The sequence below is a fragment of the Pseudarthrobacter chlorophenolicus A6 genome (assembly GCF_000022025.1).
In the GTDB taxonomy this organism is placed as follows: Bacteria; Actinomycetota; Actinomycetes; order Actinomycetales; family Micrococcaceae; genus Arthrobacter; species Arthrobacter chlorophenolicus.
Genome location: NC_011886.1, coordinates 279,757 through 293,231, shown reverse-complemented (window position 1 = coordinate 293,231; position 13,475 = coordinate 279,757). Strand labels below are relative to the sequence as shown.

General features: G+C 67.5%; 13 protein-coding genes. 5 read left to right on the top strand and 8 right to left on the bottom strand.

Features of this window, described 5'->3' with window-relative positions; genetic code table 11:
• Position 1 precedes the first annotated feature (1 nt).
• Together ACHL_RS01360 and ACHL_RS01355 are read right to left on the bottom strand one after the other, a co-directional pair.
• A complete protein-coding gene (locus ACHL_RS01360) occupies positions 2-1,228 on the bottom strand; it encodes a CaiB/BaiF CoA transferase family protein (protein WP_012631010.1) in 1,227 nt (408 codons plus the stop codon).
• A 59-nt stretch (positions 1,229-1,287) separates the two neighbouring features.
• Positions 1,288-2,655 (bottom strand): SLC13 family permease, encoded by a 1,368-nt coding sequence (locus ACHL_RS01355; protein ID WP_012631009.1) that lies wholly within the window; start codon positions 2,653-2,655, stop codon positions 1,288-1,290.
• Positions 2,656-2,790: 135 nt separating this feature from the next.
• On the opposite strand from ACHL_RS01355, the gene ACHL_RS01350 reads away from it, so the two are divergent.
• Positions 2,791-3,489: a FadR/GntR family transcriptional regulator gene (locus ACHL_RS01350; RefSeq protein ID WP_012631008.1), complete on the top strand. Its 699-nt coding sequence runs from the start codon at positions 2,791-2,793 to the stop codon at positions 3,487-3,489.
• A 105-nt stretch (positions 3,490-3,594) separates the two neighbouring features.
• Here ACHL_RS01350 and ACHL_RS01345 read toward each other — a convergent pair whose 3' ends face one another.
• Both ACHL_RS01345 and ACHL_RS01340 read right to left on the bottom strand, forming a co-directional pair.
• Positions 3,595-4,167 carry a DUF4190 domain-containing protein gene (locus tag ACHL_RS01345; protein WP_012631007.1) on the bottom strand — a complete coding sequence of 191 codons (573 nt, stop codon included), beginning with the start codon at positions 4,165-4,167 and terminating at the stop codon, positions 3,595-3,597.
• Between the two features lie 60 nt (positions 4,168-4,227).
• Entirely contained in the window at positions 4,228-4,800 is a 573-nt protein-coding gene (locus ACHL_RS01340) for a LysE/ArgO family amino acid transporter (protein WP_043794326.1), read from the bottom strand.
• Positions 4,801-4,894: 94 nt separating this feature from the next.
• On the opposite strand from ACHL_RS01340, the gene ACHL_RS01335 reads away from it, so the two are divergent.
• Positions 4,895-5,842, top strand: coding sequence for a LysR family transcriptional regulator ArgP (locus ACHL_RS01335; protein ID WP_012631005.1), 948 nt, complete (start codon positions 4,895-4,897; stop codon positions 5,840-5,842).
• Here ACHL_RS01335 and ACHL_RS01330 read toward each other — a convergent pair.
• A complete protein-coding gene (locus ACHL_RS01330; RefSeq protein ID WP_012631004.1) occupies positions 5,802-6,746 on the bottom strand; it encodes a nuclease-related domain-containing protein in 945 nt (314 codons plus the stop codon). The genes ACHL_RS01335 and ACHL_RS01330 overlap by 41 nt on opposite strands.
• Positions 6,747-7,019: 273 nt before the next feature.
• On the opposite strand from ACHL_RS01330, the gene pgm reads away from it, so the two are divergent.
• Entirely contained in the window at positions 7,020-8,681 is a 1,662-nt protein-coding gene (gene pgm / locus ACHL_RS01325; protein WP_171908903.1) for a phosphoglucomutase (alpha-D-glucose-1,6-bisphosphate-dependent), read from the top strand.
• 85 nt (positions 8,682-8,766) lie between these two features.
• Here the strand turns inward: pgm and ACHL_RS01320 are convergent, their stop codons facing one another.
• On the bottom strand, positions 8,767-9,372 hold the full coding sequence (locus ACHL_RS01320; protein WP_012631002.1) for a malonic semialdehyde reductase: 606 nt from the start codon (positions 9,370-9,372) through the stop codon (positions 8,767-8,769).
• Positions 9,373-9,636: 264 nt separating this feature from the next.
• Here ACHL_RS01320 and ACHL_RS01315 point away from each other — a divergent pair, with 264 nt between their 5' ends.
• Both ACHL_RS01315 and ACHL_RS01310 read left to right on the top strand, forming a co-directional pair.
• Positions 9,637-10,989, top strand: a complete 1,353-nt coding sequence (locus ACHL_RS01315; RefSeq protein WP_012631001.1) for a uracil-xanthine permease family protein — start codon at positions 9,637-9,639, stop codon at positions 10,987-10,989.
• A gap of 85 nt (positions 10,990-11,074) precedes the next feature.
• Positions 11,075-11,563: a hypothetical protein gene (locus ACHL_RS01310; RefSeq protein ID WP_139187360.1), complete on the top strand. Its 489-nt coding sequence runs from the start codon at positions 11,075-11,077 to the stop codon at positions 11,561-11,563.
• On the opposite strand, the gene ACHL_RS01305 is transcribed toward ACHL_RS01310, so the two are convergent.
• The gene (locus tag ACHL_RS01305; protein ID WP_012630999.1) at positions 11,560-12,465 is read right to left on the bottom strand and encodes an SGNH/GDSL hydrolase family protein; all 906 of its coding nucleotides are present in this window, start codon (positions 12,463-12,465) and stop codon (positions 11,560-11,562) included. The two genes, ACHL_RS01310 and ACHL_RS01305, sit on opposite strands and share 4 nt — an antisense overlap.
• Entirely contained in the window at positions 12,462-13,349 is an 888-nt protein-coding gene (locus ACHL_RS01300; protein ID WP_012630998.1) for a GAF domain-containing protein, read from the bottom strand. The genes ACHL_RS01305 and ACHL_RS01300 overlap by 4 nt, the downstream gene beginning before the upstream one ends.
• Positions 13,350-13,475: the final 126 nt, after the last annotated feature.

The following is a 13,475-nucleotide window of genomic DNA, read 5'->3' as shown; positions in this document are numbered from 1 at the left end:
GCTATTCCGCCCCGGCCGGCGCGTCAGTGGCAGCGACCGGAACCAGCCCCAGCCACTCCCTGATGGATCCGCCGTCGGCGTCCAGGAGCGGCGGCGCAGCGTGGTCCTTCACGGTCGTCTCGGCGGCGTCGCCCTGGGCGAAGAACCGCAGCGGCGGACCGGGCAGGCTGACCGTGCCAAGCAGGGGGTGTTCCACATCCACCACCAGGCCCTGCGAGGCCACCTGCTCCCAGGCGTACACCTCATCCAGCGAGCGGACCTTCCCTGCCGGGATCCCGGCGTCGTTCAGCTTCTCCAGCAGTTCCACAGCGCCGTACTCCGCGAAGACGCGTTCGACGGCGGCAATGACCTCCTGGCGGTTCCGCACCCTGTCGGCGTTGCTGGCAAAGCCGGGCGCGGCAGGGTCCAAGCCGAAGGCAGCGGCGAAGGACGCCCACAGCTTCTCGCTGCCCACGCTGATCTGGACGCTGCCGTCCTTGCAGTTGAACAGGCCGTAGGGCGCGATGGACGGGTGGTGGTTACCCTGCGCCTGCGGGACTTCGCCGGCCACTGTGGCGCGCGTGCCCTGGAAGGCATGGACCCCGATGAGGGAGGCGAGCAGCGAAGTGCGCACCACCTTGCCCTGACCGGTGCGTTCGCGTTCAACCAGCGCAGCCAGCACGCCGGTGGCGCCGTTCATGCCCGCCAGCAGGTCGGCGATCGGAACGCCCACGCGCTGCGGATCGTCCGGACCGGACCCCGTGAGGGACATCAGCCCTGCCTCGCCCTGGAGTATCTGGTCGTAGCCGCTGCGCTGGGATTCGGGGCCGTCATGGCCGAAGCCGGTGATGGAGAGGATCACCAGCCGCGGGTTGAGCCCGTGCATGGCGGCAGTGGAGAAGCCCAGCCGGTCCATGACGCCGGGCCGGAAGTTCTCGATCACCACGTCCGCCCGTTCCAGCAGCCCGCGGAGCACTGCCTGCCCGTCGCTGCTCTTCAGGTCCAGGCTGATGGATTCCTTGTTCCGGTTGCAGGACATGAAGTAGGTGGACTGCAGGTCATCCTCGGGGCCCACGAAGGGCGGTCCCCAGCCGCGGGTGTCATCACCGGTTTCGGGGTTCTCCACCTTGATGACGCGGGCGCCGAGGTCGGCGAGCATCATGCCCGCGTGCGGGCCGGCCAGGGCGCGGCTCAGGTCGACGACGGTGTGCCCGGCCAGGGGGCCTTGCTGGCGGTCAGCTGCATTCATGTGCTGGTTCCTTTACTGAAGTGCCGCGGGGTGCCGGCGGCGGATGGAAAGTGTGGTGGCTACAGCCAGCCGGGGACTACCAGGGCCAGCCAGGCGAGGACTGGCCCGGCAACGATGACGATGCCGCTGTAGCCCAGGATCTGCTTGTAGAACTTGTCCTTGTCCACGCCCTCGGGCGCGTTGGCCAGCACCAGGGCGCCGTTGGTGGAGAAGGGCGAGACGTCCACGATGGTGGCGGCCACAGCCAGCGCGCAGATGACCCCGACGGCGCCGATGTCGCCGGTGGACAGGAAGGGCACGGCGAGCGGGATGAGCGCTGCCAGGATGGCGGTGGAGGACGCGAAGGCCGAGACGATGGCCCCAATGAAGCAGATGAGGAGCGCTGCCACCAGGGGCATGCCCATGCCTGCCACGCCGTTGGAAACGAATTCGATGGTGCCCGCTTCTTCCAGCACCCCAACGAAGGTCAGCATGCCGCAGATCAGCAGCACGGTGGACCAGCTGATCTTGTTGATGGCGCCCTTCTGGGCTGCGGGCGAGACGAGGGCCAGGACGATGGCGATGGTGATGGACACGAAGCCGACGTCCATCTTGAAGCCCAGGGCGACGACGGCGAGCACCACCAGGCCGGCGATGGTCACCAGCTGCGGGATCCGCTCGGAGCGTTCCCTGGTGGCGGCAACGCCGTCGCCTGCGGGGTCGCGGGGGCCGTACATTCCGGAGCCGAAGCCCTTGAAGGCGACGTCCGTGCCGGCCTTGGCACCCACGCTGACGGACATTCGCGCTTCGGCCGCCTGCTCCACGAAGTGGCCCACGCGGGATGACAGCAGCGCCCGGCCGCCCAGGACGGCGAAGAGCACCACGGCGATGACGATGTTGAAGATCAGGCTGCTCAGGAACAGCGCCGTGGGGCTGAAGGCCAGGTCCGTCTTGGCGATGATGCCGTTGACTGTGACGCCGTAGACGGCGATGGGCGAGAAGCCGCCGGCCTGGGCACCGTGGATCACCATCATGCCCATCAGCAGCGGGCTGATCTTGTACTTGCCGGCAAAGCTGAGGGCGATGGGGGCAATGATGGCGACGGCGGCCGGGGACAGTGCGCCAACAGCGGTAATGACGGCGGTGATGGCAAACATGACCCAGGGAATGAGGGCCACGCGGCTGCCCACCAGCCGGACGGCGCCGCGGACCAGGAGGTCGATGGTGCCGTTGTTCTGCGCAATGGCGAACAGGTAGGTGACGCCGACAATCGTCAGGAAGAGGCCGCCGGGGAAGTTGGCCAGGATCTCATTCGTGGACATGCCCAGCACCAGGGCGCCCAGCAGGAAGGCGCCCACGAAGGCGAGGGCACCCATATTGAGGGGCAGCACGGTGGCTAACAGGAACATCGCCGCCAGGATGATGATCGATAGAACAGGAGCGGACATCGTTGGTCCTCCATTGGGGAAAGAAAAGTGTGACGTGAGTTACTGGCTCACTGGACTAGCCTCTTAGACAGTGAGTCTATCTGTCAATAGCAGGTCGCTGTATTCTTAGGGGACCGACGATGTAGCGAGGGCTTTGTGGAGAAGACAGCACGGCTGGGACTGGAACGGGTTTCGAGGCCACGGCTTTACGAACAGCTGGTGGAGCAGATCCTTGCCTACATCGAATCGGCACAGCTGAAACCCGGCGACCTCCTGCCGGCAGAGCGCGACCTCGCCGAACGGCTGGGGGTCTCACGCGCCACCCTGGCCCAGGCGCTCGTGGCGCTGGAAGTGCTGGGCGTCATCGATGTCCAGCACGGCACGGGCGCTGTGCTCGCCCGCCGGCCCAGTGTGGCGTCCGTCATCAAGGGCCTCCGGGAACACCGGAGCCGGCTGCCGGAAATCGTCGAGGCGCGAAGCACGCTGGAAGGAAAACTCGCCGCCCTGGCCGCTGCGAGGCGCACGGACGAGGACCTGAAGGCGATCGATCACGCCCTCGAGGTCATGGCCACGGAGATCAGCGACGGCGACCGCGGCACCCGTGGCGATGAGCTCTTCCACGAAGCGATCACCGCAGCCGCGCATTCCTCCGTGCTGGCTCAGCTCATGGCATTCATCGCCGAGATGATCCTGGAAACGCGGATGGAGTCCCTCGGCCAGCCGGGGCGGCCGGAACAGTCACTGGCCTCGCACCGGCGGATCGCCGACGCCATCCGGGACCAGGACCCGGAGGCCGCAGCGGAGGCGATGCTGGCGCACATCGAACTGGTGTCCGACGTCGAACTCCTGCGCTGACCCGGCTCCCCCATCCGCGGCTTAACGGCAGATGCCCTATCAGATTTGGTTCCTAAAACCGGGTTTTAGGAACCAAATCTGATAGGGCATCCGGGGTGGGGGCGGTCAGTACCCGTAACTCGAGGATGAGTACGACGCCAGCCCGATAATGAGCAGGAGCCAGAAGCCGCCGTATCCCAGCAGGCAGAGGTAGCCCAGGACCAGGCCGGTGATGGACATGCCCTTGCCCGCAGGTTCGCGCTTGAGGGCCATGTGGCCGGTGATGACGGCGGCCAGCTGCGGAAGCATCAGCCATCCCATGATGACGGACGCGATGCCGCACACCATGCTGGCGATACTGAGGGTCTTCGGTTCGGCCTGCATTCCGTAGTAGGCCGGCTGTCCGTACTGGCCCTGCTGCCCGTAGGGGTCCGGCCGGGCGTAGGGGCTGGCGCCGCCATACTGGTTGCCGTACTGGTCATTGCCATACTGCGGGCCCCCGTACTGGTTGCTGCCGTACTGCGCGGAAAGGCCCGGATAGAGCGGCGGCGGGGGAATGTCAGAGCCCGGCGCGCTGGACCCTTGCGGCGGCACGAACGGCGGCGGTTCATACCCCGACGGCGGCGCGGGCGGAGTGCCGTCGCTGCCGGACGGGTTGTGCCACTGGGAGTCAGGGCGCTGGGAAGGCTGGTCAGTCATGGTTGTCCCCCTGGAAATGTTGCTTCCAGCCTATCGCCTGCAGCGGGTTTCCGGGTGCCGTCAGTGCAGGACAAGCTTGACTGCCAGGCCAAGCATGACGATGCCGATTCCAAGGTCCAGGAACCGCCAGGTGCGCGGGTTGCCGAGCACTCCGGACAGCGCCCTGGCCCCGTACCCCAGCGCGGAGAACCAAGCGATACTGCCGGCAACGGCGCCGCCGGCGAAGACCCACCGGAGGTCCGGGCCCTGCTGGTTGGCCAGGCTGCCCAAAAGCACCACCGTGTCGAGGTAGACATGGGGGTTCAGGAAGGTCAGCGCCACCGTACTGGCCACCACCGATCCCTTGGACCGGGGTGTGCCCTGCGCAAGGGCTGACGGTCTCAGCGCCGAGATGAAAGAGCGCACCGCGAACCAGGCCAGGTAGGCAGCTCCGCCCCATCGAAGAACTTCCAGGGCTTCGGGAAAGCGCGTCACCAGCGCACCGATGCCGGCGGTACCGCCCAGGATCAGCGCAGCATCGCCGGCCATGCACACCGCGACCACCAGGCCGATGTGCTCACGGCGGACACCCTGGCGGAGCACGAAGGCATTCTGGGCACCGATGGCCACAATCAGCGCCAGCCCCGTCAGCATCCCGGTGATTCCCGTCATCAACATGCCTTCGACGGTACGGACCGCAGCGTCTGAAGACAAACGATTGATTCTATGTCTACATTAGAATTTCTTCATGAATCTCGAGCATCTTCGTGCACTCATGGCCGTCATTGACGAAGGCACTTTTGAGGCAGCGGCCGATCTCCTGCGCGTCACCCCGTCCGCCGTCAGCCAGCGGATTAAGGCGCTGGAGGCTTCCACCGGGCAGGTCCTGGTGCGCCGGCGGGTTCCGTGCATTCCCACCGACGCCGGGTCAGTTCTGCTCCGGATGGCCCGCCAGGTGCAGGTCCTCGAGGCGGAAGCATCAACCGCGCTGGGCACCGCCACGGCCTCCCGCGCCGTCCTGCCGGTGGCCATCAACGCGGATTCGCTGGCCACCTGGTTCGTCCCCGTCCTCGCTGTGGCAGCCACCTGGCAGGACACCACCCTGGACCTTCACGTCGAGGACCAGGGTTTCAGCAGCCAGCTCCTGCGACAGGGTGACGTCATGGGTGCCGTCACCTCCGATCCCGTCCCCGTCAGCGGTTGCCGGGTGGAGTTGCTGGGCCACATGCGGTACATCCCGGTGGCCGCGGCCGCCCTGCGTCAACGGTTCGCCAAGGGCAATACGGTGGACTGGGCTCGGATGCCGGTCCTGAAATTCAATGCCAAGGACAACCTGCAGCGCGGGCTGCTCGCGGCGAGAGGCGTTGGGCAGGTTCCGCCCACCCACACGGTTCCGTCGTCGGAAGGGTTCCTCGCGGCCATCAAAGCCGGCCTGGGGTGGGGCATGCTCCCAGAACTGCAGCTGGGCAACGAGCTGGCCGACGGTTCCCTGGTCCTCCTTGGGAAGAACGCCCATGAGGATGTGCCGCTCTACTGGCAGTCGTGGTCACTGGATTCGGAGCGGCTCCGCCGGATGGGCGAAGCGGTCCGGGATGCCGGCCTTGGCAAGCTGCGCACAGCCGCTCCGGAGAATGGCCGCAGCGCCGGCAGCAAACTCAGCGCGTCCAGAACGGCAGGACGTAGACCGCAAAAATGACGAAGGCCGCCAGGAGGGCGAGCCGGCCCGCGCTGGTGCCGCCCCGCGCCTGCGGTTTCCCGCTCCGGTTCCGGCCGGCAGCGGTTCGGGCCGCTCCGCCGGTGCCTGCAGCCGGGATGGCACGCCCCGCGGGATGCCGGGAAACACTGCCGCTCCGGCTCCGGTCAGGACCCGCTGCCCGCTGGTTTTCCGGGCTGCGGGGGCCAGCACCCGGATTGCCCGTCCGCGGTCCGGCGTTGCCTGGACCGGCCGGCGGGAGGCCGCCCGCAGGCCGCACCACCGTTCCCGGCCTGACATTCCGGAACGCCGTGATGCCGGGCTCCTGTTCGTGGGTAAGTTCCTCCCCCAGGTGGGCATAGAGTCCCACCACGGTTTGATGGTCCAGCACCGGCGGCAGCGCCTCGATGGCACCCACCACGCGCTGGCTGCCTGCGACGGCAACATCGGAGTTCGTCACGCCAAAGAGGTCAGGCTGGGCGGCCATGCAGATCAGCGGCCGGACCAGCCGGCGGTGCGGCGGCGCCAGCACGGAGGCGACGGCGGCGCACTGCGCCAATGCGCCTTCCACTGCCTGGGTCCGCGCATACCGGCCCTGCCAGAGCACGCCGGATGCCACCCGCACCTCACCGGTCCAGTTTTTGGAATCGACCACCACCACGCCGCCTGGCCCCACCAGGACATGGTCCAGGTTGGCCTTGGGCCGGCCGGGCCAGTGCACGTCATGCAGCACGTACCAGCCATGCGGAGCCAGTTCGCTGAGCTTGTCCGCCACCACACGCTCGCCCACGGCACCCGCATCCCACGCCTTTGTGGAGCGTTCGGCCGCATCCAATCGGCGCTTAAGCCTGGCTACCCGCTCAGCGGCCAGCCTGGACTGTTCGGCTGCCCCGTCTCCTGCCCCCATGGTGCGTCCCTGCTTCCGTGCCGGACGGGCGAAGGGCGGCAGGCCGCCGTCGTCCGCTGCTGTGGTTGTTCGGACCGGGAGGCGGTGGATAGCCTTCCGGATTTTCCGAAAGTAACAGCGCGCGCAGGGGCCGGTATATAGGTACTTTGCGGGGCATGTACTCAGGTTGGCTACTTGGTTAACGGCACGGTTTCGATGACGTGCCGCCGTCACAGGGGCCGGAATGTGGGCCTGCCGTTTTGACTCCGGCGAGGTTCTGGCATGCTAGGTCCCATGGCTAGCCGCGCGGGTACAGTTGCCCAACCCCAGGACCTTGTTGACATCACAGCGCTCCTCGACGCGTACTACGACATCTCGCCGGACCTGGATGACCCAGGCCAGCGCGTGGTGTTCGGCACGTCGGGCCACCGCGGATCGAGCCTGAAGGCCTCGTTCAATGAAAAGCACATCGTGGCCATCACCCAGGCCATCGTCGAGTACCGGGCGGCGCAGGGCGTCACCGGCCCCCTGTTCCTGGCCAAGGACACCCACGCACTGAGCGAGCCGGCACAAAACTCGGCCCTCGAGGTCCTTGCCGCCAACGGCGTCCAGGTCCTGGTCGACGCCCGGCACGGCTACACGCCCACCCCGGCACTGAGCCACGCGATCCTGACCTACAACCGGAACGCCGGCGCCGGCGCCCCGCAGGCAGACGGCATCGTGGTCACTCCCAGCCACAACCCGCCGCAGGACGGCGGCTTCAAGTACAACCCGCCGCACGGCGGCCCCGCCGACTCGGACGCCACCGGCTGGATCGCCAACCGCGCCAACGAGCTGCTGGAAAACGGCCTGCGCGGCGTCAAGCGCATCCCGCTGGCCGACGCCCAGGCAGCCGACACCACCGGCAAGTTCGATTTCCTCTCCAGCTACGTGGACGACCTTCCGTCCGTCCTGAACCTGGACGCCATCCGCGACGCCGGAGTCCGGATCGGGGCCGACCCCATGGGCGGCGCGTCCGTGGACTACTGGGGCGAGATCGCCGAACGCCACCACCTGGACCTCACCGTGGTGAACCCCACCGTGGACCCGCAGTGGGCCTTCATGACCCTCGACTGGGATGAGAAGATCCGCATGGACTGCTCATCGCCGTCGGCCATGGCCTCGCTCATCCAGCGGATGACCGTAGGTGCTGACGGGTCCACCGCCTACGACATCGCCACGGGCAACGACGCGGACGCGGACCGGCACGGCATCGTTACGCCGGACGGCGGCCTGATGAACCCTAACCACTACCTCGCCGTGGCCATCGACTACCTGTACCGGAACCGCAGCGGCTGGAACCCGGCCTCGGTGGTGGGCAAGACCCTGGTGTCCTCCTCCATCATTGACCGCGTGGCAGAAAGCCTGGGCCGCAAGCTGGTTGAGGTTCCGGTGGGCTTCAAGTGGTTCGTGCCCGGCCTGCTCTCCGGCGAAGGAGCCTTCGGCGGAGAGGAATCTGCAGGAGCATCCTTCAACAAGCTGGACGGCAGCGTCTGGACCACTGACAAGGACGGCATCCTGCTGGCACTGCTGGGATCCGAGATCACCGCCGTGACCGGCAAGTCGCCGTCCCAGCTGTACAAGGGCCTCACGGACCAGTTCGGCGCACCCGTCTACGCCCGGATCGACGCCGCCGCCACGCGTGAGCAGAAGTCGGCACTCGGCAAGCTCTCGCCGTCGGACGTCACTGCCACTGAACTGGCGGGCGAGGCGATCACCGCCAAGCTCACCGAAGCTCCCGGCAACGGCGCCTCCATTGGCGGCCTGAAGGTGGTCACGGAGAACGCCTGGTTCGCTGCCCGCCCGTCCGGCACCGAGGACGTCTACAAGATCTACGCCGAGTCCTTCAAGGGCGAGGAACACCTGAAGCAGGTCCAGGCAGAAGCCAAGGCCCTGGTGGACAGCGTCATCGCCTGACTTAACGCCAGATGCCCTATCACTTATGGTCCCCATCCATGCCGGATGGGGACCATAAGTGATAGGGCATCTTGGGTTTAAGGGGTTAGACGGTGCGGACGGCCTCGTCGTAGGAGAACTTGGGCTTGGCGGCGCCCCATGCTTCTTCGCCGGGCTGGCCGATGTTGACCACCAGGAAGCTCTTCTGGTCGCCGGCCGGGAAGAAGGCGGCGTCGATGGCGGCGAAGTCAGCGCCGGTCATGGGGCCTGCGGCGAAGCCGAGTGAGCGGACGGCAAGGATGAAGTAGCCGGCCTGCAGGTGGGCATTGTTGTTGCCGGTGCTGGCGGCCAGGGCGGGATCGGCGTCGTACATGGCCTTGGGGGCGTTGTAACCGGGGAGGAAGCTGTCCCACTTGCCGGCCCAGTCCGTCTCGTAGCTGAGGATGGCCACCAGCGGAGCGGAGGCGGTCTTGGCCTGGTTGCCGCGGGAAAGGGTGTCCACCAGGGTGGCGCGGGCCTCGTCCGAGCGGACGTAAGTGACGCGCAGCGGCTGGGAGTTGAATGCGGTGGGGCCGAACTTGGTCAGTTCGTAGATGGCCTGGGCCTGCTCCTCGGTGACTTCACCGGTGAAGGAGTTGGCGGTGCGGGCCTGGGCGAAGATGGCGTCAACGGCTGCCGAATCGATAACCGCTTCTTCATGGGCAATGGTCATTCGCGTACCTTTCGCTGCGGCTCCCCCGCCTGCCGGGTGGGCCTCTGGTTGCTTTCCATAGTTGCAACTTCAACTGCTTGCCGCCTCTTCCCGTGACGGCAGGTGACGTTGCCCACAGCTGCCCCTGCTGCACACCGGCAGCCAACCTGCGGCGGCCTCGCCGACGGCCGGGCGACGGCGGCCCGCCCGGGGAGGGGCTGGCGGTATTCTGGAGCAAGTTGATCTTCGCCCCCTCGCGGCACCCCCTGAAAGGCATTCCTTCCCATGAGCATGCTCGGAATCAAATGGAAGCTGCACGGCACCGGCAAAACCATCAAGCCCGGCCATGTGGTGGCCCCCGATGAGCGCCTGGCCTGGCCGCTGACCATCGGCGTGGGCATGCAGCACGTGGTGGCCATGTTCGGCGCCACGTTCCTGGTGCCCATCATCACGGGCATGCCGCCGGCCACCACCCTGTTCTTCTCGGGCATCGGGACGCTGCTGTTCCTGGTGGTCACCAAGGGCCGCGTGCCCAGCTACCTCGGCTCGAGCTTCGCGTTCATCGCACCCATCACCGCCTCCCAGACGCAGTTCGGCATTCCCGGCGCCCTGGGCGGCGTTGTCCTCGCCGGTGCCACCCTCGCTCTGGTGGGCGCCGTGGTGCAGAAGTTCGGCGCCGGCTGGATCAACCGGCTCATGCCGCCCATCGTCACCGGCGCCATCGTGGCGCTGATCGGCCTGAACCTGGCCCCGGCCGCCAAGCAGAACTTCGACGCCGCCCCCATCACCGCCGTGATCACCCTGGCCACGATCATCCTGGTCAGCGTCCTGTTCCGCGGGATCCTGGGCCGGCTGAGTATCCTGGTGGGCGTGGTGGTGGGCTACCTCGTGGCCATGCTCCGCGGCGAGGTCAGCTACGACAAGATGGACGCCGCCGCGTGGGTGGGCCTGCCGCATTTCCAGACCCCGGAGTTCCACATCGGTGTACTGGGCCTGTTCGTCCCCGTGGTGCTGGTGCTGGTGGCCGAGAACATCGGCCACGTGAAGTCCGTGGCCGCCATGACGGGCCAGAACCTCGACGGCGTCTCCGGGCGCGCGCTGATGGCCGACGGCGCTGCGACGGTCCTCGCCGGCTTCGGTGGCGGATCCGGCACCACCACCTACGCCGAGAACATCGGCGTCATGGCCGCCACCAAGGTCTATTCGACGGCGGCATACTGGGTGGCGGGGATGTTCGCCATCCTGCTGAGCTTCTCCCCGAAGTTCGGCGAGCTCATTGCCACGGTCCCGCCCGGTGTGCTGGGCGGTGCAGCCACCATGCTGTACGGCATGATCGGCATCCTGGGCGTCAAGATCTGGGTGCAGAACAAGGTGAACTTCTCCAACCCCGTCAACCTGACCACGGCCGCCGTCGCGCTGATCATCGGCATCGCCGACTACACCTGGACCATCGGGGACCTGAAGTTCACCGGAATCGCCCTGGGCTCCGCCGCGGCACTGGTGATCTACCACGGCATGCGGGCCATCGCGAAGGCCCGCGGAACAGTGGCCGAGCCCGAAACCGAGCAGGGCGGGCTGCCCCCGGCGGTCAAGTCTGCACTGAACGCGGCAACGAAGCGCGGCCCCAAGAAGCGCTGAACCCCGCACCGGCCCCGTTCAGGTAGCCGTTCCGGGCACCCCGTGTAGGGTGAAAAGACGTAAAGCACTACGTCTGGGGGATCAAATGCTTGAGAGTTTCATGCGCCTGCCGAAATCGCCGCCGCCGGCAAACCACCGCCACGTCCAGCAGGCCGACCTGCCAGCAGAGCAGATCTACACCCTGGATCCGGTACCTCTAAGCCGCGTGGCAGGATGCGTCCTCGCGGTCCTCCTCAGCGGCTGGATGCTGGCAGTGCCAATTGCCCTGATCGACCGCCTCAAGGACGCTTCCGGGCCCGGAACCGCCGTCCTGACCGGGGGCATTATCGCCTTCGCTTTGGTCACCGCGGGCCTCGGCGGTTTCCGCTTCTTCAACGCCAGGGACGTCCGAAGGCGTTTGTCCGGCGCCCTTATCGCGGCCCTGGCTGCAGCCGTCACCGCGGCAGCAGCTTCTGCGCTGCTGCCCGAATACGGCCTGCTGCTGGCTGTTCCGGGCCTGTTGGCAGGAGTGCCTGCGCTCGTCGCGCTGGCAACGGACCACCGCAGGCACCGCGCTCCCGGTACCGGGAACTAGGCGGCCTGCCCCTGCGTTGCCGGGCCCCCCGTCATACCAGGATTCACCCCGGCCACGGGGTGGCCGGGCGGGAAAGGTCCCGGCCGGCCCAGCCCGAAGATCGGCCCGGGCTGCGGACGCTTGGCGGTCAGCGATTCGTCCTCAGGATGCAGGATCCGCCTCAGGATCCACGGTACGAAGTACTGCCGCGCCCACACCAGGTCCTCTGCCCGCGCGTGCTTCCAGCCCTGGTCCGGAAGCGGTTTGGGCTGGAAGGGCTCCAGGCTGTGCGGGACGCCCAGGGCGTTGAGCGTGGCCACGGCAACCGAGTGGTGGCCCAGCGGGGAAAGGTGCAGCCGGTCCGGGTCCCACATGGACGCGTGCTGGAGTTCCGGCAGGCACCAGAGGTCCACCATGATGCAGTGGTGCCGGGCACCGATGGTGTGGATGTTCTCGTTGTAGACGGCCACCTTGCCGCGGATAGTACTGAAGACGGGCGTGTTGCCCCAGTCCGGCCCGGCGTAGAGGAGGACGGTGGCACCGGTGGCGGACAGCACCCCGACGGCGGCGTCCAGCTTTTCGGCCAGCTTGTCCGGGTTGCCGTGCTTGAAAAGGATGTCATTCCCGCCGCCTGACATGGCAATCAGGTCCGGCTTCAAAGCCAGGGCAGGTGCCAGCTGCCGGTCCAGGATCTGCCGCAGCAGCAGTCCGCGCACGGCAAGGTTGGCGTAGGCGAAGTCCGGCTGCCCGTCGCTGAGTTCCTCCGCCGCCCGGTCCGCCCAGCCGCGCAGCCCACCCAGGCTGCGCGGTTCCGGATCGCCAATACCTTCGGTGTAGGAGTCCCCCAGGGCGACGAAACGGTGCCAGGGATGCAGCACCTGGCCCTCGCCCGTCCTGTTCAGCCCACGATCGTCGGTGATCATGCCGTTCTCCTTCCCGCGGTTGGACGCGGGCGCTGCTTCCTTGCAGCCCCCGCCCTTGGGGCGCCTTGTGAGGCGTGCCCCAGCTCACCCGCCGGCGCAGGCTGGAAGCCCGTGACGCCGTCGTACGTTTCCGGCGGTGGTGCCGCCGGCGCTGGACCGGGACGGCCCATCCCCGCATTGGGCACGACGACGTTGAGCGCCGCATCCCGCAGGTCCAATTCGTGATGGACTGCCTGGGTCTGCAGGAACGTCAGCGCGCCCTCACGGCTCAGCCCGTACTCGTTCATGAGGCTGCGGACAGCCAGGTCCACCAGCACCAGAGAGCTTTGCACGACGGCGATGCCCGCGGTGGCCTCGGCACGCTCGCCGACGCGCACCACCACGCGCAGCGCCCCGGCCACCTGGCGGACGTACGTGCGGCACCGGACGAGGTCGTCGCTGGTGAAAGTGTGCGCGGCGGCCGCGTAGAGGTTGATGGCGGCACTCGCCCCGCCCTCGGAGGCGATGGGCGCGGACAGCACGGACTGCACACCGTGGGCCGCGGCGGCACTGGAGTATCCGGGCCAGCGCCAGTCCCGGCTGAGGTCGGAGAGAAGGACGAACTCGCCGGTGCGCATGGCTTCCATGACGGGGCCGTCCGCGAACGAACATTGCTCGCGGTCTGCCTCGCGCGCCTGCTCGGTGCTCGCCGCGAGGGTGTGGGATTTTCCCAGCCTGAAGAGGGTGGCCGCCCAGCCGATGTCGCGCTGTTCACCCTTGACGTCGCGCATGAACTCATGGGTGACTTCCCAGAGGTAGTTCTCAACGTCCTTGCTGTCGAAAACGGGCTCCGGGGGCGATGGAAGCGGTCCCCAGCCAACCTGCCCCGTGGGTTCAGCGGCCATGTTCCACGCCTAAGGTTGAAACGCTGAGGCCCACTGCAAAACCTCCTCTAAGAATACGACCCGAAAGCGCCGTATTGGGAGGTCCGGACCGCAGGTTTAGGGGAACCCGCAGCCACGCGGGCCGGC